The organism is Paracidovorax wautersii, from assembly GCF_031453675.1.
GTDB lineage: Bacteria > Pseudomonadota > Gammaproteobacteria > Burkholderiales > Burkholderiaceae_C > Paracidovorax.
Genome location: NZ_JAVIZX010000001.1, coordinates 2,701,557 through 2,722,429 on the forward strand (window position 1 = coordinate 2,701,557; position 20,873 = coordinate 2,722,429).

The 20,873-nt window shown below is 68.0% G+C and carries 15 protein-coding genes; 10 read left to right on the forward strand and 5 right to left on the reverse strand.

The genetic code is table 11. The annotated features are described in order from the left end of the window. Nucleotides 1–5: 5 nt before the first annotated feature. The 3 genes from QE399_RS12205 (at nucleotide 6) to QE399_RS12215 (ending at nucleotide 2,808) form a co-directional block, all read left to right on the forward strand. Nucleotides 6–227 carry a hypothetical protein gene (locus tag QE399_RS12205; protein ID WP_309829071.1) on the forward strand — a complete coding sequence of 74 codons (222 nt, stop codon included), beginning with the start codon at nucleotides 6–8 and terminating at the stop codon, nucleotides 225–227. Between the two features lie 82 nt (nucleotides 228–309). Next, nucleotides 310–1,179 (forward strand): KPN_02809 family neutral zinc metallopeptidase, encoded by an 870-nt coding sequence (gene ypfJ / locus QE399_RS12210; RefSeq protein ID WP_309829072.1) that lies wholly within the window; start codon nucleotides 310–312, stop codon nucleotides 1,177–1,179. A 177-nt stretch (nucleotides 1,180–1,356) separates the two neighbouring features. Next, nucleotides 1,357–2,808 (forward strand): DEAD/DEAH box helicase, encoded by a 1,452-nt coding sequence (locus QE399_RS12215; RefSeq protein WP_309829073.1) that lies wholly within the window; start codon nucleotides 1,357–1,359, stop codon nucleotides 2,806–2,808. Between the two features lie 76 nt (nucleotides 2,809–2,884). Here the strand turns inward: QE399_RS12215 and QE399_RS12220 are convergent, their stop codons facing one another. Then, nucleotides 2,885–3,727, reverse strand: a complete 843-nt coding sequence (locus QE399_RS12220) for a symmetrical bis(5'-nucleosyl)-tetraphosphatase (protein WP_309829074.1) — start codon at nucleotides 3,725–3,727, stop codon at nucleotides 2,885–2,887. 263 nt (nucleotides 3,728–3,990) lie between these two features. Between QE399_RS12220 and QE399_RS12225 the strand changes: the two genes are divergently transcribed. Then, entirely contained in the window at nucleotides 3,991–4,293 is a 303-nt protein-coding gene (locus QE399_RS12225; protein WP_309829075.1) for an H-NS histone family protein, read from the forward strand. Nucleotides 4,294–4,473: 180 nt separating this feature from the next. Here the strand turns inward: QE399_RS12225 and QE399_RS12230 are convergent, their stop codons facing one another. Continuing rightward, nucleotides 4,474–4,785 carry a hypothetical protein gene (locus tag QE399_RS12230; protein WP_309832230.1) on the reverse strand — a complete coding sequence of 104 codons (312 nt, stop codon included), beginning with the start codon at nucleotides 4,783–4,785 and terminating at the stop codon, nucleotides 4,474–4,476. On the opposite strand from QE399_RS12230, the gene QE399_RS12235 reads away from it, so the two are divergent. From QE399_RS12235 to QE399_RS12250, 4 genes are all read left to right on the forward strand, one after another. After that, the gene (locus QE399_RS12235) at nucleotides 4,724–7,642 is read left to right on the forward strand and encodes an aconitate hydratase (protein WP_309829076.1); all 2,919 of its coding nucleotides are present in this window, start codon (nucleotides 4,724–4,726) and stop codon (nucleotides 7,640–7,642) included. The two genes, QE399_RS12230 and QE399_RS12235, sit on opposite strands and share 62 nt — an antisense overlap. A 157-nt stretch (nucleotides 7,643–7,799) precedes the next feature. Next, nucleotides 7,800–11,111, forward strand: a complete 3,312-nt coding sequence (locus tag QE399_RS12240; RefSeq protein WP_309829077.1) for a sensor domain-containing protein — start codon at nucleotides 7,800–7,802, stop codon at nucleotides 11,109–11,111. Next, the gene (locus tag QE399_RS12245) at nucleotides 11,108–13,588 is read left to right on the forward strand and encodes a putative bifunctional diguanylate cyclase/phosphodiesterase (RefSeq protein ID WP_309829078.1); all 2,481 of its coding nucleotides are present in this window, start codon (nucleotides 11,108–11,110) and stop codon (nucleotides 13,586–13,588) included. The genes QE399_RS12240 and QE399_RS12245 overlap by 4 nt, the downstream gene beginning before the upstream one ends. A gap of 173 nt (nucleotides 13,589–13,761) precedes the next feature. After that, a complete protein-coding gene (locus QE399_RS12250; protein ID WP_309829079.1) occupies nucleotides 13,762–14,970 on the forward strand; it encodes an FAD-dependent monooxygenase in 1,209 nt (402 codons plus the stop codon). A gap of 103 nt (nucleotides 14,971–15,073) precedes the next feature. Here the strand turns inward: QE399_RS12250 and QE399_RS12255 are convergent, their stop codons facing one another. Beyond that, nucleotides 15,074–16,330, reverse strand: coding sequence for an MFS transporter (locus tag QE399_RS12255; RefSeq protein WP_309829080.1), 1,257 nt, complete (start codon nucleotides 16,328–16,330; stop codon nucleotides 15,074–15,076). A gap of 355 nt (nucleotides 16,331–16,685) precedes the next feature. On the opposite strand from QE399_RS12255, the gene QE399_RS12260 reads away from it, so the two are divergent. After that, the gene (locus tag QE399_RS12260; protein ID WP_309829081.1) at nucleotides 16,686–17,510 is read left to right on the forward strand and encodes an undecaprenyl-diphosphate phosphatase; all 825 of its coding nucleotides are present in this window, start codon (nucleotides 16,686–16,688) and stop codon (nucleotides 17,508–17,510) included. 172 nt (nucleotides 17,511–17,682) lie between these two features. Then, on the forward strand, nucleotides 17,683–19,011 hold the full coding sequence (locus QE399_RS12265; RefSeq protein ID WP_309829082.1) for a diguanylate cyclase domain-containing protein: 1,329 nt from the start codon (nucleotides 17,683–17,685) through the stop codon (nucleotides 19,009–19,011). Nucleotides 19,012–19,121: 110 nt separating this feature from the next. On the opposite strand, the gene QE399_RS12270 is transcribed toward QE399_RS12265, so the two are convergent. Both QE399_RS12270 and QE399_RS12275 read right to left on the reverse strand, forming a co-directional pair. Then, on the reverse strand, nucleotides 19,122–19,940 hold the full coding sequence (locus QE399_RS12270; RefSeq protein WP_309829083.1) for an alpha/beta fold hydrolase: 819 nt from the start codon (nucleotides 19,938–19,940) through the stop codon (nucleotides 19,122–19,124). A gap of 60 nt (nucleotides 19,941–20,000) precedes the next feature. Continuing rightward, nucleotides 20,001–20,828 carry a proteasome-type protease gene (locus QE399_RS12275; RefSeq protein ID WP_309829084.1) on the reverse strand — a complete coding sequence of 276 codons (828 nt, stop codon included), beginning with the start codon at nucleotides 20,826–20,828 and terminating at the stop codon, nucleotides 20,001–20,003. Nucleotides 20,829–20,873 lie beyond the last annotated feature (45 nt).

A 20,873-nucleotide genomic window follows, 5' to 3' on the forward strand; every position in this document is an offset into this window, starting at 1 on the left:
CTCCTATGCGAGTCGATGTCGCAGAGCCGCAAGCCGCAGCACCCCGTTCGCCCGTTCCCCGGTCCTGGCTGCTGTGGGCGGGCGCGGTAGTCATCGTGGCCCAACTGGTCGCCATGGGCCTTGTCGTCTCGCGCCATGCCGAGCAGGCGGCAGCGCGCCATGCCGCCATGCTGAAAGCACCGGCGCCCGTCGTGGCGACCTCGGCGCAAATGCTCGCTCAGCAGTAAAGGCGGCCGCCGTGTCTGAGCGGCTTCCGCGCGGGGGTAACATCCCCAGCCGTGCTGGATAGACCGGCAAGGGGAACGCATCATGAAGTGGGAAGGCAACCGCGAATCCGACAATGTGGAGGACCGGCGTGGCATGGGTGGCTCGCCCGTGTTCGGTGGGCGCAACCTCAGCATCGGCACTATCGTCATCGCACTGGTCGCGGGCTGGATCTTCGGCATCAACCCGCTGACATTGCTGGGGGTTCTCAGCGGTGGTGGCGGGCCGGTCGCCGTGCAGCAGCAGGCGCCGGCGCAGCGCTCTGCGAGCGACGACACGATGGCCCGCTTCGTGCGGACGGTGTTGGCGGACACAGAGGATGTGTGGGGCACGCTCTTCCGGAGCGCTGGCAGCCAGTACCGCGATCCGCACCTGGTGCTTTTCCGCGACGCCACCCGCACCGCCTGTGGGACAGGCCAAGCGGCCATGGGTCCTTTCTACTGCCCGGCCGACCAGAAGGTGTACATCGACCTGAGCTTCTACGAGACCTTGAAGAACCAGCTGGGCGCGCCAGGCGATTTCGCGCAGGCTTATGTGATCGCGCATGAGGTGGGACACCATGTGCAGCATCTGCTGGGCATCAGCGAACAGGTGGAGCAGGCGCGTGGCCGGGTCAGCAGCGCGGAATACAACCGCCTGTCGGTCAAACTGGAGTTGCAGGCGGACTGCCTCGCCGGGGTGTGGGCCCACCACGCGCAGCAGGCTCGGCAAATCCTGGAGCAGGGCGACGTCGAAGAGGCCATGAACGCCGCAGCCAAGATCGGCGACGACGCGCTCCAGCGTGCTGGCGGCGGCGCCGTTGTGCCGGACAGCTTCACCCATGGCACCAGTGCGCAGCGTCAGCGCTGGTTCCGCACCGGGTTGGACCAGGGAAGCGTCAAGGCCTGCGATACGTTCTCTGCCCGTGCGCTGTAAGGCTGCGGATTGCCAAGTTAAAGGGAAATTGGCCGCGGGCTCTTGTCTGGTAAGCACTTAATGCTATTGAATGTGTAGCAATTGGGGCGGGCGCACGACAGGCATCGGTGGCGCCATCCCGGGTGTATGGGAAAAAAATCGCTCTTTGCGCCCCTGGTGCGACAATAGCGGGCTCAAATGACAAGTTCCTTCTCCAATCTATCGCTGGCGGAACCGCTGGCGCGCGCCGTGGCCGAAATGGGCTACGAGTCGATGACCCCCATCCAGGCCCAGGCCATTCCCGTGGTGCTCACGGGCAAGGACGTGATGGGCGCCGCGCAAACGGGCACCGGCAAGACTGCGGCATTCTCGCTGCCGCTGCTCCAGCGCCTGCTCAAGCACGAGAACAGCTCCACCTCGCCTGCCCGCCATCCCGTGCGCGCCCTGGTGCTGCTGCCCACGCGCGAATTGGCGGACCAGGTCGCCCAGCAGATCGCCCTGTACGCCAAGCACACCAAGCTGCGCAGCACGGTGGTCTTCGGCGGCATGGACATGAAGCCACAGACGATCGAGCTCAAGAAGGGCGTCGAAGTGCTTGTGGCCACGCCCGGCCGGCTGCTGGACCACATCGAAGCCAAGAACGCGGTGCTGAACCAGGTCGAGTATGTGGTGCTCGACGAGGCCGACCGCATGCTGGACATCGGCTTCCTGCCCGACCTGCAGCGCATCCTGTCGTACCTGCCCAAGCAGCGCACCACGCTGCTGTTCTCGGCCACGTTCTCTCCCGAGATCAAGCGTCTGGCCAGCAGCTACCTGCAAGACCCGATCACCATTGAGGTGGCGCGTCCGAACGAGACGGCCTCCACGGTGGAGCAGCGCTTCTACTCTGCGTCGGACGACGACAAGCGCCGCGCCGTCCACAAGGTGCTGAAGGACCGCGGAATCAAACAGGCCTTCATCTTCGTCAACAGCAAGCTGGGCTGTGCACGGCTGGCGCGCGCGCTGGAGCGCGAAGGCCTGAAGACCGCGGCTCTGCACGGCGACAAGAGCCAGGACGAGCGGCTGAAGGCGCTGGACGCCTTCAAGAAGGGCGAGGTCGATCTGCTGGTGTGTACCGACGTGGCTGCCCGTGGCCTGGACATCAAGGACGTGCCTGCCGTGTTCAACTTCGACGTGCCGTTCAATGCGGAGGACTACGTCCACCGCATCGGCCGCACGGGGCGCGCAGGCGCATCGGGCCTGGCGGTGACGCTGGTGTCCGGCAGCGATGCGCGCCTGGTGGGCGACATCGAAAAGCTCATCAAGAAGAAGATCGATCTGGAAGCGCTGGAGTTCGAGGCGGAGCGCCCCCGCGGCCGTTTCAACGACGGGCGTCGGGCCTGGCGTGAAGAAGATGAAGGCGCGGCGGCCTCTGCACCGCGCGAGCGCCGCGAACCTTCGCGCGGCTATCGCGCGCCGGCGCCTGCGCGGGACCCGTTCTTCGACAGGCCTTACGAGCCTGCGGAGGCAGGAGCTGTTGCTGCCCCGTCGTGGGATGCGGGCGCCAAGGCCCAGCCCGTGCGCTCCGGCATCTCGGCCAATATCAAGAGCAAGCGCAAGGTGGCGGCCCTGTTCAAGCCCGGGGCGGCCGAGCCCTCGCAGGGTTCCTGACCACCAAGACGGCCCCGCTGGGCCGCTCATTCATAGCGGGCCGTGCTGATGCCGCGTGCACGGCACCCGGCGCGCGTCAGCCAGGCGCCTGGGCCTGCTCGCACTTCACTGTGAGATGCTCGCGGTCCGCCAGAGTGGCGCCAAAGCGCACGGCGCTCAGGCAGCCGCCCCACACGCATCCGGTATCCAGCCCCAGGACGTCCGCGCGGCTCATCCAGCCCAGGGTTGACCAGTGGCCGAAGGCGACCACCACATCGCGCGTACGGCGTCCCGGTGCGTCGAACCAGGGTACCAGCCCTGGGGGCGCCGCGGCGGCGCTTTCCGAACTCTCGAAGTCCATGGCGCCGACGGGTGTGCAGAAGCGCAGGCGCGTGAGCCCGTTCACGATGGCGCGGAGCCGGTCGGCTCCCTCCAGCGCGTCGCTCCAGCGTGCGGGGGTGTTGCCATACATCTGTTGCAGAAACTGCGGCAACTCGGGGCTGCGCAGCACCGCGTGCACCTCGTCTGCATAGGCGAGAGTGTCGGCAGCGCTCCATTGGGGCAGCACTCCGGCATGGACCATGAGCAGCGTCTCGCCTGCATGGTCCCGCTGCCGGGCCAACGGCTGCTGAGCGATCCAGGCGAGCAGTGCCGCCCGGTCGGGTGCTTCGAGAATGTCGCGCAGTGTGTCCCGGCGTGAAGGCTGCCGTACGCCGTAGGCGGCCGCCATCAGATGCAGGTCATGGTTGCCCAGCAAGGCCCGGGCGCTGTCGCCTAAGCGCATACAGCGCCGCAGCACGGCGGCCGATTCCGGGCCTCGGTTTACAAGGTCGCCCAGCAGATAAACGATGTCGCGACTAGGGGAAAACCCTATGGTTTCCAGAAGTCGCGCGAATGCCGAATCGCAGCCCTGAATGTCGCCGACGCAATAGATGGCCATGTAGTAACGGTGGTCGTGGAGCCGAAACGTGGATTGTCGTTCACAGCAGCCGGTGTCTTACACGGCGGATAAACCCGTCTTTTTATTCGCGAGTACGCCGTGGGCGTTTGTTTGCGGCTAGCGAGAGAGCGGCGCGGAAGCTGCGCGGCGAAGCGAATTCGCATTTCGCGGTATCGCACGGGGGTTCATTCGGTATGGTCGTGCACGGTGACCGGATTTATTTCTATAATCCCGATTATTCTTTTCTACTGAAATAGCCGACCATGAGCACCAGCTACAAAGACCTATTGAAGCAGCGTGAAGCCCTCGAGCAGCAAATCAACGAAGCGCGCCGTCGCGAACTGTCGGACGCAGTTGCGCAAGTGCGTGCTCTGATCTCCGAATATGGCTTGAGCCAGCAGGATATTTTCCCTTCGGGCCGTTCGGCTTCTACGCGCGCCTCCTCGGGCGGCGGCGCCAAGGTGGCACCGAAGTACCGCAATCCGGAAACCGGCCAGACCTGGACGGGCCGCGGCAAGGCGCCGAAATGGATCCAGAACGCGGACCGCGAGCAGTTCGCGATCTGACGGCGAAGGATTCACTTCCGTTAATCCGATACCGATCAGCTAGTGATTCCAAAAAGCCGCCTTTAGGGCGGCTTTTTTTATGTTCATGAATATTCACCGAACAGCCGTTAATGAACCGCGAGCCATCCCGGTGAGCGTGCTGCGGGATCGGTGCGGACGACGTAATTCCGGTTGGCGAAATTAGGGCGGATGCTGGCCAGATTCGCAGGCCAAAATGTCGGACACGACGCTGCGTCGTAGTACGTCTAGAAGTTTCTTCATCGACGGACTTGGGCCATTTTTTCCCGCTGTTTCAGCGACCCTGCCCAACTCCACTGCCACGCTCCAGCCTTTGGGTAACGCCGCCGGCGATTCAACGGGATATCCCCACAATTGCGTCGTCACCTGAGGGTGCCAGAATGGAATGTGTCGTCCCATACAGGAGTAGTCCATGGCATCCACAAAAACACCGCGCCACGCTTTTGCATCGACCCTGAAGTCTTTCAGCACCACGTCCGGCAAAAGAGGCAGTTTCTATTCATTGCCGGCGCTCAGTGAGCAATACCCATCGGTCCGCCGTTTGCCGGTGTCGATTCGTATCGTGCTGGAATCGGTGCTGCGCAACTGCGATGGGCGCAAGGTGACACCGGAGCACGTGGAGCAACTGGCCCACTGGGCGCCCAACGCAGCGCGCACGGATGAGATTCCCTTCGTGGTGTCTCGGGTGGTGCTGCAGGATTTCACGGGCGTGCCGTTGCTCGCGGACCTGGCCGCAATGCGCAGCGTGGCCCAAAAGCTGGGCAAGAACCCCAAGAAGATCGAGCCGCTGGTGCCGGTGGACCTGGTGGTGGACCATTCCATCATGGTGGATCACTACGGCACCAAGAAGGCGCTCGACTTGAACATGAAGCTGGAGTTCCAGCGCAACCGCGAGCGCTACGAATTCATGAAGTGGGGCATGCAGGCGTTCGATACCTTCGGCGTGGTGCCGCCGGGCTTCGGCATCGTGCACCAGGTGAATCTGGAGTACCTGGCGCGCGGTGTGCACAACACCCGGGACGGTGTGTACTACCCCGATACGCTGGTGGGCACCGACAGCCACACGACGATGATCAACGGCATCGGCGTGGTCGGCTGGGGCGTGGGTGGCATCGAGGCCGAGGCGGCCATGCTGGGCCAGCCGGTGTACTTCCTCACGCCCGATGTGGTGGGTTTCGAACTGACGGGGCAACTGCGCGAGGGCGTGACGGCCACCGATCTGGTGCTCACCGTCACGGAGATCCTGCGCCGCCACAAGGTGGTCGGCAAGTTCGTGGAGTTCTTCGGTGAAGGCACGCGCACGCTGTCGCTGCCTGACCGGGCCACCATCGGCAACATGGCGCCGGAGTATGGCGCGACCATGGGTTTCTTCCCGGTGGACGAGAAGACCATCGATTACTTCAAGGGCACGGGGCGCTCGCGCGCCGAGATCGAGGCGTTCGAGGCCTACTTCAAGGCACAGGGCCTGTTCGGCGTGCCGCTGGCCGGCGAGGTGGACTATTCCCAGGTCGTGCGCCTGGACCTGGGGGATGTGACCCCCAGTCTGGCCGGCCCCAAGCGGCCGCAGGACCGCATCGAGCTGGGCCATGTGGCCAGCCAGTTCGTTTCGCTGTTCAGCCAGCCGGCGTCGCAGAACGGCTTCAACCGCCCGGCCGAGCTGTTGCACACCCGGCACCACATCCATCGCAAGAACGCGGAGTGTGCCGAAGGCGTGCCGGCCGAGAAGCCGGCGCCCGAGGGCGGCCCCCGCTTTCTGGTGGAGATGGAACAGAACAAGCCCAAGCTCGCGGTCAAGCATGCCGACGCGGCCATCCGCCTGCCGGCACGCGGGTCTGACCCCTCGATCGGCAACGGCGATGTGCTGATCGCGGCCATCACCAGCTGTACCAACACGTCCAACCCGAGCGTGCTGCTGGCGGCCGGCCTGCTGGCCAAGAAGGCCGTGGAGGCGGGGCTCAAGGTGCAGCCGCACATCAAGACCTCGCTGGCCCCGGGTTCGCGCATCGTGACGGAGTACCTGACGCAGACTGGCTTGCTGCCCTATCTGGAAAAGCTGGGTTTCGCGCTGGCCGGCTACGGCTGCACGACCTGCATCGGCAACGCGGGTGACCTGGCGCCCGAACTCAACGAGGCCATCACCGGGAACGATCTGGTGTGTGCGGCGGTGCTGTCGGGCAACCGCAACTTCGAGGCGCGCATCCATCCCAACATCAAGGCCAACTTCCTGGCCAGCCCGCCGCTCGTGGTGGCCTACGCCATCGCCGGCACGGTGCTGCGCGACCTGATGACCGAGCCAGTGGGCCGGGGCAAGGGCGGCAAGGAGGTGTACCTGGGCGATATCTGGCCCAGCAGCGAGGAGATCTACCAGCTGATGAAGTTCGCCATGAACGGCAAGGCGTTCAAGGCCAACTACGCCAAGGTCAAGACCGACCCCGGTGCGCTGTGGGGCAAGATCCAGGGCGTGACGGGCAACGTCTACACCTGGCCTGCAAGCACCTACATTGCCGAGCCGCCATTCTTCAGCCAGTTTGCTCTCGAAACAGGAGCTGACAGCGCAGGCCAGGCAAGCGCTGGGGGGCAAAAACGTTCGGAATCCGTGCGCGGCGCGCGCATCATGGCGCTGTTCGGGGACTCCATCACCACCGACCACATCTCGCCGGCCGGCTCGATCAAGGAAACGTCGCCCGCCGGGCAGTGGCTGCTGCAGCACGGTGTGATGAAGCCGGATTTCAACAGCTACGGCGCGCGGCGCGGCAACCACGACGTGATGATGCGCGGCACCTTCGCCAACGTGCGCATCAAGAACCTCATGATCCCGCCCCAGAGCGATGGTTCGCGCGAGGAGGGCGGCGTCACGCTGTTCCAGAACGACGGGCCGCTCAAGGGCTCGAAGATGTACATCTTCGATGCGGCGATGCACTACATCGCCGACGAGACGCCCACCGTGATCTTCGCGGGAGAGGAGTACGGCACCGGCTCCAGCCGGGACTGGGCGGCCAAGGGCACGCAGCTCCTGGGCATCAAGGCGGTGGTGGCACGCAGCTTCGAGCGCATCCACCGCTCCAACCTGGTGGGCATGGGCGTGCTGCCGCTGCAGTTCCGCGGCGACGACTCGTGGGAGTCGCTGGGCCTGAAGGGCGATGAGGTGATCGACGTGGTGCCGCACCCCGACCTCACGCCCCAGAGCGACGCCAAGCTGGTCATCCGCAGCGCCGATGGGAGCGTGCGCGAGGTGGTGGTCACGCTGCGCATCGATACCCCGATCGAGGTGGACTACTACCGCGCAGGAGGCATCCTGCCCTATGTGCTGCGCCAGTTGCTGACGGCCTGAGCAAGGCCGCGGGAGCGCCACAGGAGCCGGGCTGAGCCCGGCGGCCTGTGGTGAGCCCGCCACTGCCGGCCGGCCGGGGTCGGGGCAGGGCCCGTCGCAAGGGCGGAGCTGGCTACACTTGTCCGGTGATGCCCGCCGCGACGCCCCGCTCCCAACCATGAAGCCCGTCACGCCGCTGCATCCCGTGACGCGCGCGTTGCTGTCCGACGCCCCTGCCGTGACGGTGGTCCTGGTGGTGGCCGTGCTGGCCCTGCTGCTGGTGCCCATGGTGCAGCTGCTCGGCGGGGGCCGCCAGGGGCTCTACGGGCTGGAGCCTTTTCTCGATCTGGTGATCGTGCTCATCGGTCTGCTGGGCGTCGCTGTGTCGCTGCACATGCTCGATGACACGGTGCAGGAGCGCGCCAACACCCTTGTGTTCGGATTGGCGACGGCGGCCGTCTGCAACTTCCTGCACACCCTGCTGCAGCACCGGGTGGACATCCCGGGTTCCGGTGCGCGGGCCGACGTCGCGCTGTACTTCAGCATGCTGGCCCGGGTGGTGGAATCGCTCACCCTGCTGGCCTTCTCGCTGCGGGTCACGGCGCCGGGCCCCGGCCGGGCCTGGGCCGCCGGGGCCGCCGCCATGTCGCTGGCCCTGGTGTGGTCCGGCGCGGGCCCGCTGCCCGGCTGGATGGCGCTGGCGCGCCGGCCGGACCATCTGGCCGCTGTTTCTGTGCTGTGCGCCGCCGCTTTCGCGCTGGCTGCCGCGCTCCTGTCACGGCGCGGTCCCGAGCACCGCACGGGGCGTGAGCACCTGGTGGCCTGGGCCGCCCTGGCGCTGGCCGTGGCCGAGGCCGGGTCGCTCGCGCGGGGTGACTTCCCTCTTGCCGCAGACACCGCCGTGCACGCGCTGCGCGTGCTGGGCTACGCCTTGCTGTTCCAGGCAGTCTTCGTGGCGGGCATCCGCACCCCGTATGCGCGCGCGCGGCAGGCAGAGGCCCAGCTACGCGAGAGCGAGACGCGCCTGCAGCTGCTGGGCCGCAACCTGCCCGGCAGCGTGCTCTACCAGCTGGTGCGCGAGCGCGATGGGCGCCGCCACTTCGTGCACATGGGCGATGCGATCGCCCGCCTCAACGGCGTGCAGGCGCAGGAGGTGGTCCGTGACGCTGCGGTGCTGTACCAGCAGATCCTGCCGGAGGACCGCGGGATCAACGCGCTGGCCGAAGAGCAGTCCTACCGCACCATGGGCGTGAGCGACAGCGTGGTGCGCATGCGCCGCCCCGACGGCCAGTTGCGCTGGATGCGCATGAGCGCCTCGCCCCGGGCGCTGGAGGAGGGCCGGGTGATCTGGGACGGCGTGCTGACGGACGTGACCGAGCAACGCGAGGCCGAGCGCCTGAGCCGTGCGAAGGACATGCAGCTGGCCGGCCTGCTGCAGCATCTGCCCGGCGGCGTGACGCGGCTGGGCCGCGACCTGCGCATCCTGTACGTCAACCCGCTGCAGGCCGAATGGCTGCACTGCACCGTGTCGGCTTTGGAAGGTCAGCTCCTGCCCGAGGTGCTGCCGCAGGACCGCATGGCGCAGGTCCGGCCCCATCTGGAGCAGGCGTTTGCCGGCCAGACCGTGACCTTTGAGAACCGCATCGACTACGAGGATGGCACGCACTTCCGGCACACCACGCTGGTGCCCGAGATGGAACCGGATGGCCGCGTCAACGCCGTGGTGCTCTTCGCCTACGACCTGACGGACCAGCGGCGCATGGCGCAGGAGCTGATCCAGCAGCGCACGCAGCTGGCCAGCCTGGTGAGCGCCATTCCCGACATGGTCTTCCTCAAGGATGTCGATGGCCGCTACCTGTCGTGCAATCCGGCGTTCGAACGCTATGCCGGGCGCAGCGAGGGCGACATCGTCGGCCTGAGCGACAGCGATCTGGTGCCCCCGGCCGAGGCCGAGCGCGTGCGCGGCCTCGACCAGCGGGCGATGGAGGCCTGGCAGCCCTTGGTGTATGAGGAAACGCTGACCTTTGCCGAGGACGGCTATGTGGGCCGCTTCGAGACCATCAAAACCCCCATCCGCGATCTGCACGGCCGGGTCGTGGGCGTGCTGGGCGTGTGCCGTGACATCACCGACCGCAAGAAGGCCGAGCAGGAGATCGAACGCCTGGCGTTCTACGACGCCCTGACCGGCCTGCCCAACCGCCGCCTGTTGCTGGACCGGCTGCAGCGCGCCGCCACGGCCTGCCAGCGCAGCCGGCACCTGGGCGCGCTGCTGTTCATCGACCTGGACAACTTCAAGGACCTGAACGACACGCTGGGCCACGACATGGGCGACCAGCTGCTGGCCCAGGTCGCGGCGCGGCTGGTCGACTGCGTGCGCGAGACCGATACGGTGGCCCGCTTCGGCGGCGACGAGTTCGTCGTCATGCTGGAGAACCTGAGCGCCGAGATCAACGAGGCAGCCAACCAGGCCGAGCATGTGGCGGAGAAGCTGCTGGCCCAGCTCAACCAGCCCTTCCGGCTGGGGACGGCGCCGCCGCACTACAGCACGCCGAGCATCGGCATCACGCTGTTCGGCGACCAGCGCTGCAGCGTCGACGAACTCCTCAAGCGCGCCGACCTGGCCATGTACCAGGCCAAGGCGGCGGGGCGCAACACGCAGCGGTTCTTCGACCCCGACATGCAGGCCCAGGTCAATGCCCGCTCCCAGCTGGAAGCCGATCTGCGCCAGGGCCTGGCCCGCGGCGAGTTCAGTGTGCACTACCAGCCCGTGGTGGACGAGCGCACCCGCCTGTGCGGCGCCGAGGCGCTGGTGCGCTGGAAGCACCCCGTGCGCGGCATGGTGAGTCCGGCCGAGTTCATTCCGGTGGCGGAGCAGACGGCGTTGATCCTGCCGCTGGGCCGCTTCGTGCTGCGCACCGCCTGCGAGCAGCTGGTGCGCTGGGGTGGCCATGCGGACACGCAGCATCTGAGCATTTCCGTGAACGTGAGCGCGCGCCAGTTCCGCCAGCCGGCCTTCGTGTCCGAGGTGCTGGAGATACTGGCGGAGACGGGCGCCCGGTCCAGCCTGCTCAAGCTCGAGCTCACCGAAAGCATGCTGCTGGGTGACATCGAGGACACGATCGCCCGCATGGCGCTGCTCAAGAAGGAGGGCGTGGGTTTCTCGCTGGATGACTTCGGCACCGGCTACTCGTCGCTCAGCTACCTCAAGCGGCTGCCGCTGGACCAGATCAAGATCGACCAGAGCTTCGTGCGCGACGTGCTGTCCGATCCCAACGACGCCGCCATCGTGCGCACCATCCTGGCGTTGGCCAAGAGCCTGGACCTGCAGGTCGTGGCCGAAGGCGTGGAGACGATGGGACAACTGTCGTTCCTCAAGCTGCACGGCTGTGATGGTTTCCAGGGCTACCTCTTCGGCCGTCCTTCCACCGCGCAGCAGTTCGAGCGCGAGCAGCTGCCGATGACGGACACCGTCGCTCCGGGCCTGGGATGAGCGTGCGCATCGCCTGGATCGACGCCGATGCCGACCACGCCCGCCGCGCGCAGGACGCGCTGCGAGAGGTGCGTCCGCACTGGCTGGTGGTACCCATTTCAGCGCCCGGGTTCCGTCTGGCGCCCGCGCAGGACTGGGACGCGGTCGTGCTCTGCCTCGGGGTCGGCGAGGTGCAGCTGCCGTCGTGGACGCGCGAGCAGGCTCCCTGGCCGCTGATGCTGTGCCTGCACGGCCCGCAGGAGGGCTTGGCGGCGCGATGGCTGCGCGCGGCCCGGGGAGACTATGTTCTGCGCGATGGGGCCGCCCACCTGCCCGACCTGGTGGCGCGGCTGCTGGCGTTGGTGCGCGGCAGCGTGCGCGCCCCGGTCGCTGACACCGAGCCCAGCGCGCTGGTGCACCTGCAACTGCACCGTGCGCAGCTGCTGTCGGCGCTGGGCAGCATGAGCCACGGCATCCTGCAGACCGGGCCGGACGGCGGCGTGAACGTCTACAACCAGCGCGTTCTGGAACTGCTGCGGCTGCCGGAGTCGCTGATGTCCACGCGCCCCACGCTGCAGGACATCACCCGCGTTCAGATCGAGCGCGGCGACTTCGGCCCGGACTGCACCCTGGTGGACGACCGGGGCCGCGAATACACCCGAGGCGGGGCCAACGCGCCGGTCCCTTCGCTGTACTGGCGCAAGACGCACGACGGCCGCACCCTGGAGATCCGCACCACGTCCCTGGTGGGCGGCGGCATGGTGCGCACCTTCGCGGACGTGAGCGACTACGTGCGGGTGGAGGGCGAGCTGCGGGTGAGCGAGGCGCGCTTTCGCAGCCTGAGCGACCTGTCGTCTGACTGGTACTGGGAGCAGGATGCGCAGTACCGCTTTACGCACTTCTCGGGCGACGAGATGCGCCAGGCCCTGCGCCTGGACGATTACGTGGGGCGCGCGCGCTGGGATGTTCCGGCGCCCAACATGTCCGAAGAGGACTGGGCCGCGCACCGGGCCGTGCTCGACGCCCGCCTGCCCTTCCGCGACCTGGAGTTGCAGCGGCTGCAGGCCGACGGCACCAGCTACTGGACCTCCATGAGCGGCGTGCCCATCGTCGACCCCGACGGCACCTTCCGCGGCTACCGCGGCGTGGGGCGCGACATTTCGGAGCGCAAGCGCGTGCAGGCCCAGATCACCCGCCTGGCCTACTTCGACGCGCTCACCCGCCTGCCCAACCGCCGCATGCTCACCGAGCGGCTGGAGCGGGCGCGCGCCGCCACGCTGCGCAGCGGCGAACACGCCGCGCTGCTCTTCATCGACCTGGACAACTTCAAGGACCTGAACGACACGCAGGGCCACCACACCGGCGACCGTCTGTTGCTGCAGGTGGCGCAGCGCCTGCAGCACTGCGTGGGGGAGGGCGACACCGTGGCGCGCTTCGGCGGGGACGAGTTCGTGGTGCTGTCCGAGCGGCTGCCCCCCGAGCGGCTGGGCGCGCGCCAGGCTGCGGCCCAGCTGGCGCGCCGCGTCATCGAATCGCTTTGCCAGCCGTATGCGCTGGAAGGCTTCAGCCACCACAGCACGCCCAGCATCGGCATCGCCCTGTTCGGCGACCAGCCCTACAGCGTGGACGACCTGCTGCAGCACGCAGACCTGGCCATGTACCAGGCCAAGGCGGCCGGACGCAATACGGTGCGCTTTTTCGACCCCCGCATGCAGGAGGCCGCGCGCGCCCGCTCGGTCCTGGAAGCGCAGTTGCGCCAGGGCCTGCAGGCGGGTGAGCTGCAGCTGCATTACCAGCCCATCGTGGACGGCGCAGGCCGCATGGTGGGGGCCGAGGCGCTGCTGCGCTGGCAGCATCCGCAGCGCGGCATGGTGCCGCCGGCAGAGTTCATCCCGCTGGCCGAGCAGAGCGGCCTGATCCTGCCGCTCGGGCGGTGGGTGATGGAGCAGGCCTGTGCGCAGCTGGTGACCTGGTCCCGCAGCATGGCCACGCGCCACCTGGTGCTGTCGGTCAACGTGAGCGTGCGCCAGTTCAGGCAAGGCGACTTCGCGGACCATGTGCTGCATGTGCTGCGCGGCAGCGGCGCCCGTGCCCGGCAGCTGAAGATCGAGCTGACCGAGAGCCTGCTGCTGAGCGACGCGGAGGAGGCCATCGCCAAGATGGATCTGCTGCGCGCACACGGCGTGGGCTTTGCGCTGGACGACTTCGGCACGGGCTATTCGTCCCTGAGCTACCTCAAGCGACTGCCGCTCGACCAGCTCAAGATCGACCGCAGCTTTGTGCGCGACGTGCTCACCGACCCGAACGACGCCGCCATCGTGCGCACCATCCTGGCCCTGGCGCAGAGCCTGGATCTGGAAGTGGTGGCCGAGGGCGTCGAGACGACCGGGCAGTTCGACTTCCTGCAGCGGCACGGCTGCCATGTCTTCCAGGGCCATCTGTTCGGCCGGCCCGCAGCGGCGGGTCTGCTGGAGCGCGCGCTGCGGCCTGCGGCGTGAGCGAGGGCCGATGCGGCGCGGGGCCGCATTGCGCCTTGAGGGTTGAAGCAAAAATGGCCGTCCGCCCTTGCCAGAAGAACGCATGAAGCTATATTTTTAATAGCATTGGGTTCGGGGCCGCCCCTTGATCCAGCGCGCCCCTGGCAACCGGCCGCGCACGCACAATCGGGCCCATGCAGAAACAGATATTGATTGCCGGTGGCGGTATCGGCGGGTTGGCGGCAGCCCTGGGCGCATCGCGCGCGGGTTGGGAAGTGCGGCTGTTCGAGCGCGCACCGCAGTTCAGCGAGGTGGGGGCCGGCGTGCAGATCGGGCCCAACGTCGTGCGGCGCCTGCAGGCCTGGGGTCTGCAGGGCGCGCTACACGCTGTGGCGGCCTTCCCGGACCGGCTGCAGGTGCGCAGCGCGCTGTCCGGCGCCGAGCTGGCCACCCTGCGCCTGGGCGCTACGGCCATCGAGCGCTACGGCGCGGCCTACGCCACCATCCACCGCGCGGACCTGCACGGGCTGCTGCTGGAGGCGGTGCAGGCCGAGGGCGACGTGCACCTGAACCTGGGCGAAGCCATTGAAGGGCACACCGAGCAGGGCGACGCCGTGACGCTGCAGCTGCCCGGCGGCCGCGTGGTCGAAGGCGATGCGCTCGTCGGTGCGGATGGCCTGCGCAGCGGCACCCGCGCGCGCCTGCTGGGCGAGACGGCCACGCGCGTGTCCGGCCACCTGGCCTACCGCGCTGTGGTGCGGCAGGACACGCTGCCGCAGGTGCTGCGCACCGGCCACGTCACCGCCTGGCTGGGACCGCGCCTGCACGTGGTGCAGTACCCGCTGCGTCGCGGCGAGCTGATGAACATCGTCGCTATCCGCCACGGCGCCGCGCCGGCCGACCTGGACGGCTGGGACCATGCCGCCAACGCGACTGACCTGGATGCCGCTCTGGCAGGCACCTGCACCGCCCTGCGCGACCTGGTGCATGCCGTGCCGCAGGTCGGCAGTGGCTGGCGGTTGTGGCCGCTGTCCGACCGGCCTCCGGTGCAAGGGCCGCAGGAGATGGCCCAGGGCCTGGTGGCACTGCTGGGCGACGCGGCCCATCCCATGCGCCCCTACCTGGCGCAGGGCGCCGGCATGGCGATCGAGGACGCCGCCGAGCTGCAGCGGGCGCTGTCCATGCACGATCTGGAGGTGCCGCTGCGCCTGCGCCGCTACGCGCTCAACCGCTGGCAGCGCAATGCCCGCGTGCAGGAGCGCTCCCGCCGCAACGGCCGCATCTTCCACGCCACCGGCGTGGTGCGCTGGGGCCGCGACACGGCGCTGCGCCTGCTGGGCGAGCGCCTGCTCGACGTGCCGTGGCTGTACCGGGGCGATGGATCCAGCGCCAGTCGGCTGTAGTTTGCTACTCTTTGTATAGCTGCTTGCGCTGGATGGGCGGGCGCTGCAGAGTCTTTTGGCTTTCATGGCGGCGGCACGGGCTGCCGCCGCTGGGCCGGCGGCCTCAGCCCTTGGTGGGCTCGCCCGGTGGTGCCGGCAGTGTGCGGAACGCGACCATGCCCCCTGCCAACAAGGCGGCGATCCCACCCATCACGGCCAGGAACGGGTCGATGCCCCGCGCGGTGGCCCACGTGGCGATCCAGCCCGTCAGCCACTGCATCGCCGCCACGCCCAGGAACATCGCCATGGTGAACACCGCCATGGCCCGGCCGGTGAGCGCCGCAGGGTAGGCCGCCCGCACATCGGCGTACTGCAGGATGATGTAGCCCGACAGCAGCCCGACCAGCAGCGCGCCGCCCACATCCACCCAGGTGTGCTGCGCGAAGGCGAATGCGACGAACAGCGCGGCCACGGTCAAGGTGCAGCCCATGATCCAGCGGCGCCGCGTTCCGGGCCCCGGGTCGAGCCGGCCAAAGAGTAGCGGGCCGCACAGCGAGACCACCGAGACCACCAGCGCCACGTGGCCGCTTTCCACCAGCGAGAACCCGTGGCGCTCGATCAGCAGCGGCCCCAGCCACAGGCCCCGCAGCGAGATGAAGGCCGCGTAGGTCACGCTGCCCAGCGCCACGATGCCCCAGGTGTGCGGCAGCGTGAACAGGGCGGCGAAGCGGCCGACGGCTTCACGCAGCGACTCGCGCTGTGCAGGGGCGCCGCCTGCGCCGCTGCCCGGGGCGGCCGGCTCCCGCACGGCCACGCAGATCCACAGCCAGGCCAGCGCCGACAGTCCGCCGAGGACGGCGAACCCCGCGCGCCAGGACAGGTGCTCCACCAGCCAGGCGAGCGGCGTGCCGGTGAACAGCATGCCCAGCGTGCCCATCGCCATCGACGCACCCGACACCGCTGCGAAACGTGATGCCGCGAACTGCCGCGCGATGAACACCGTGCACACCAGGAACGCCGGCGCGCAGCCCACGCCGATCAGCACCTGCCCGCACAGCAGGGCCGCGTAGCTGGGGGCCAGTGCGGAGAGCACCGCGCCGGCGATGGCCACGGGAAAGGCCGACAGCACCGTGCGCCGCACGCCATAGAGATCGATGCCGATGCCCATGAACAACTGCATCGCCCCGAACGCGAAGTGGAAAGCCCCGGCGAAGACGCCCAGCGCCTGCGGCGTCAGGCCGAACTCGGCCTGCAGGCTGATGGCCATGAGGGCGGCGACGGTGCGGTAGGCCTGGCTCAGCGCGAAGCCGGAGGTCAGCGCCGCGAGCATCCACCAGGCGGCGCGGGTGGAGGAAAGAGAAGGGGGTGCTATGGAGGACATGGGGGCTGGGAGCGCTTCGGGGGAGCGTACAGGGCGCCTTGCCCCGGCGCTGTCGCCTGCGGGCGCTTCAGGCGCCGGCACACCGGCACGGCCGCTCCCCTCGCATCTGACACCAGGGCCGCAGGGGAACGCAATAGGATGACTCCGGACGGGTCAGCGGTGCCGTCGGGAAGGTGCTGTCTGCCCCGGGCCTTCACATGGGATGGGCCTGAAGACCAGCCCTTGCCGGCGGCGGGTTTGCGGCCACCGCCAGGACCCTGCAGCGGTCGTTCACGCTGCATTCATGCGCTGCCCCGGATAATCGGCGCCGTTCTTGTTTTTTTATCCGTTGTATTTCATCTCACAGGAAGCTTGCGTGGACATTCTTTTGCTGATCAAAGCCGCCATCATGGGCGTCGTCGAGGGCCTGACCGAGTTCCTTCCCATCTCGTCGACCGGCCATCTGATCCTCGCAGGCGCCTTGCTCGGTTTCGATGACGCCAAGGCCAAGGTTTTCGATATCGCCATCCAGACCGGCGCGATCTTCGCGGTGATCCTGGTGTACTGGCAGAAGATCCGTTCCACGGTCGTGGCGCTGCCCACCGACCGGCAGGCGCGGCGCTTCGCCATGAATGTGGTCATCGGATTCATCCCCGCCGTGGTGCTGGCGCTGATCTTCGGCAAGTTCATCAAGGCCCACCTGTTCACGCCCACGGTCGTGGCCACCACGTTCATCCTGGGGGGCTTCATCATCCTGTGGGTGGAGCGCCGGCCCGCGACGGCCGTGCGCGTGCAGTCCGTGGACGACATGACGCCGATGGACGCGCTCAAGGTCGGCCTGGTGCAGTGCCTTGCCATGGTGCCCGGCACCAGCCGCAGCGGCGCCACCATCATCGGCGGCATGCTGCTGGGCCTGTCGCGCAAGGCGGCCACGGACTTTTCCTTCTTCCTGGCCATCCCCACCCTGATCGGCGCGGGCGTGTACAGCCTGATCAAGGAGCGGCACCTGCTGTCGGTCGAGGACATCCCGCTGTTCGCCACCGGCCTGGTCTTCGCCTTCATCAGCGCCTGGCTCTGCGTGCGCTGGCTGCTGCGCTACATCAGCACCCACAGCTTCGTGCCCTTTGCCTACTACCGCATCGTGTTCGGCATCGTCGTGTTGGTCACTGCCTGGACGGGCGTGGTGACCTGGGCGGAGTAGGCGCTTCGATTTCGGCGCGCTTGCAGACGCGGGCGGTGCCGGGGGCGCGTGCCCTCGGCCGGGGCGTCGCCTCTGGCTGATCGGGCGGAAGGTGATAAGCTGGCGAAACAAAACGTAACCAGGGCGTTGCCGGTCGGGTGGAGACGGCGGTGCCCGCTATGGTCCCCGCCGCATGACGTCCAACGAGCCGCCGTTCCGAAGCAAAGCCTCCGAGTCGCCCCTTCCTGCCTGGCCGGCCGAGGAGATGCTGGCTTTGCTCACCCGGAATGTCGGCTCCACCATCGCGGTGATCAACCGCCAGCAGAGGCTGGTCTACGCCAACACCGAGTACGCGCGCTGGTTCCGCAAGGAGCCGCACGAACTGCAGGGCAAGACGCTGCTTGAACTCTATGGCGAGTACAACTACGCCCGTTTCCTGCCGTTCGTCGAACGCGTGATGCGTGGCGAGCGGGTGGGCTACCAACGGCTCCTGCTGAACCCCGACGGCGTGGAGGAGTGGCGCACCATCTGCCTCACGCCCTGGCGCAATGCGCAGGACGAGATCGACGGTTTCGTGACCGCTGCTTTGGGCGTGCACGAGTTGCAGGTGACGATGACCGCGCTGCGCGTGGCCAACCAGCGGCTGTCCTCGCATATGGACAACAGCCCGCTGGCGGTGCTGGAGATGGACCAGGACCTGCGCGTGGTCCACTGCTCGCGCCGGGCCGTGCACCTGATGGGCTGGGAAGACGTGGTGCAGATCGAGGCGCGGTCCCTTTACGAACTGCTGGGCCCGGGCACCCCCGACAGCAATCTGGCCGTCGCCTTGAACCGGCTGCAGATGGGTGAGGAGTCGCAGAACCGCATCGAGACCTCCTTCCTGCGCGCCAGCGACGGGGCACAGGTGGACTGCGAGTGGTTCAATTCCGCCCTCACCGATGCCTCGGGCCGCGTGATCTCCATCATGGCGCTGGTGCAGGACGTATCGGCGCGCGCCCAGATCGCCCGCCAGCACCACTACCTGGCCAACCACGACTCGCTCACCGGCCTGTCCAACCGGGCGGCGTTCCATCAGCGGTTCCAGCAGGCGCTGGCCGATGCCTGCCACCGGGGAACGCGGCTGGCGCTGATGTTCATCGACCTCGACGGGTTCAAGCACATCAACGACGCCCAGGGCCACCTGGTGGGCGACGAGGTGCTGCGCATCGTGGCGCAGCGGCTGCGCGGCGTGGTGCGCGAGCACGACATGCTGGCCCGCGTAGGAGGCGATGAGTTCGTGATCATGATCGACCGCGAAGAAGGGCCGGACACCGCGCGCCGGATCGCCGAACGTGCGATCGAGGTCCTCTCCGGCCCCATGGAGATGCATGGCCACACCCTTCGGATCGGTGCCAGCATCGGCATCGCCACGCATCCGCCGATCCGACCCGACGTGGACGAACTGCTGCGCCGAGCCGACCAGGCCATGTACGCCGCCAAACGGGCCGGCCGCGGCTGCGTCTGCTACGCGCAGACGACTTGAAGGCGGTTGGCTTCTGGCCGCGGACGGAGAGGCTGTCGCTCTGCTTGAGCCCCACCCAGGTCAGTAGATCTACCGCTTAACGCCCCGCCGTGCTCGTGCCGCAGGCGTGCTCAGTGCGTGCCGCGGACGGCGGCCAGGTTCAGCACCGAGGCCTCGATCGCCGCAGCCGTGGCTTTGGGCTGCTCCATCGGAAACAGATGCGTGCCGTCGAGCATCATGGTCCGCCCCTGGGTGATGCGCTGCGTCATCGCCATGCCCACCTGGCGCATCTCTTCCGAGGCGCGGCCGCCGATGAAGGCTGCAGGGCATTGCAGCGGGTGCGTGCGCAGCAGGTGCGCCAGGTTGTGCGGCAGCGTGTTGTAGATCGCCGTCTCCACACTGCGGTCGAAGGCCAGCACGCGCTGGCCGTCCTCGTCGAGCAGGCCGTGCCTGACATAGTCCTCCAGAACCTTCGGGTCCCAGCGGGCGAAGGCCTTCTTGCGGCGGAAGTGCTCCAGCGCCTCGGCGTCGTCGGCCCAGGTATTGCGGCGCGCGCGGCTGATCTTGCCGGGCGAGACCGAGCCGACCACCTGGGTGCGCTTGGCCACGTCCAGTGCACTGGCGCGCCAGCCGCTGATCAGCGGGGAGTCGATCAGCACCACGCCCTGCGCCAGGCCCGGGTGCCGCGCTGCCGCCATCACGCTCAGAAAGCCGCCCAGCGAGTGGCCCACCAGGAAGGCCGGCTCCCCCGTGCGCTGCTGCTGTTCGGTCGCGAAGTCCGCCAGGTGCTGCACCAGGTGCGGCCAGTTGTTGGTGACGGGATAGCGCGGATCGTGCCCGTAGCGGTCCACCGCGCTCACGTCGAAGCCCCGTTCGCGCAGCAGGCCGAACAGGACGCGGTAGGTCCCGGCCGGGAAGCTGTTGGCGTGCGAGAAGACGATGGAGGGCATGGGGCGGCGGCGCGGTGGTGCCGCAGGCTCCGGCGCGCAGGCCGGTACCCGCGGCAGGGTTCAGATGAGCTTGTCGCGCGGGTTGGTGATCTTCTTGATCGGCCGGCTGCGCGTGGGGTCGACGCGGATCGGCACCTCGGTGGCGCCGCCGTTCCAGGCGGGGTCCTCGATGCTGTCGAACACCTGGCGCAGCTTCTCGCCCCAGCTGTTGTGCAGCATGCGGAAGTAGGGGTTGTTCTCGTCGATGCAGACCACCTTGTCGGTGGAGAACCGGCCTTCCTCGTAGACCACCAGGTCCAGCGGCAGGCCGACAGACAGGTTGGACTTGAGCGTGCTGTCCATGGACACCAGCGCGCACTTGGCGGCCTCGTCCAGCGGGGTCTCGGGCGTGAGCACGCGGTCGAGCACGGGCTTGCCGTATTTGGACTCGCCGACCTGGAAGTAGGGCGTCTCCGCCGTCGCCTCGATGAAGTTGCCGGCCGAATACACCTGGAACAGGCGCATGCCCTCGCCCTGGATCTGCCCGCCCAGCACCAGCGAGACATTGAAGTCCACGCCCGAGCGCTTGAGGGCGGCGCCGTCGCGCTCGTGCACGCGGCGCACGGCCGAGCCCAGCACGCGGGCCACGTCGAACATGCTGGTGGCGTTCCAGATGGTGACGGGCGGGCCGTCATCGCGGTCCTGGACCTGCTCGACCTGGAGGATTTCCCGCACCGACTGCGAGATGCTCAGGTTGCCGGCCGACAGCAGCACCATGAAGCGGTCGCCTGCCTTCTCGTAGATCATCATCTTGCGGAACGAGCTGATCTGGTCGAGGCCGGCGTTGGTGCGCGAGTCGGAGAGGAACACCAGGCCGGCGTTGAGTTTGATGGCGACGCAATACGTCATGGAGCGGTTCGGAGCAAAAGAAGGGAGTTTAGTCGGCCGCACTCT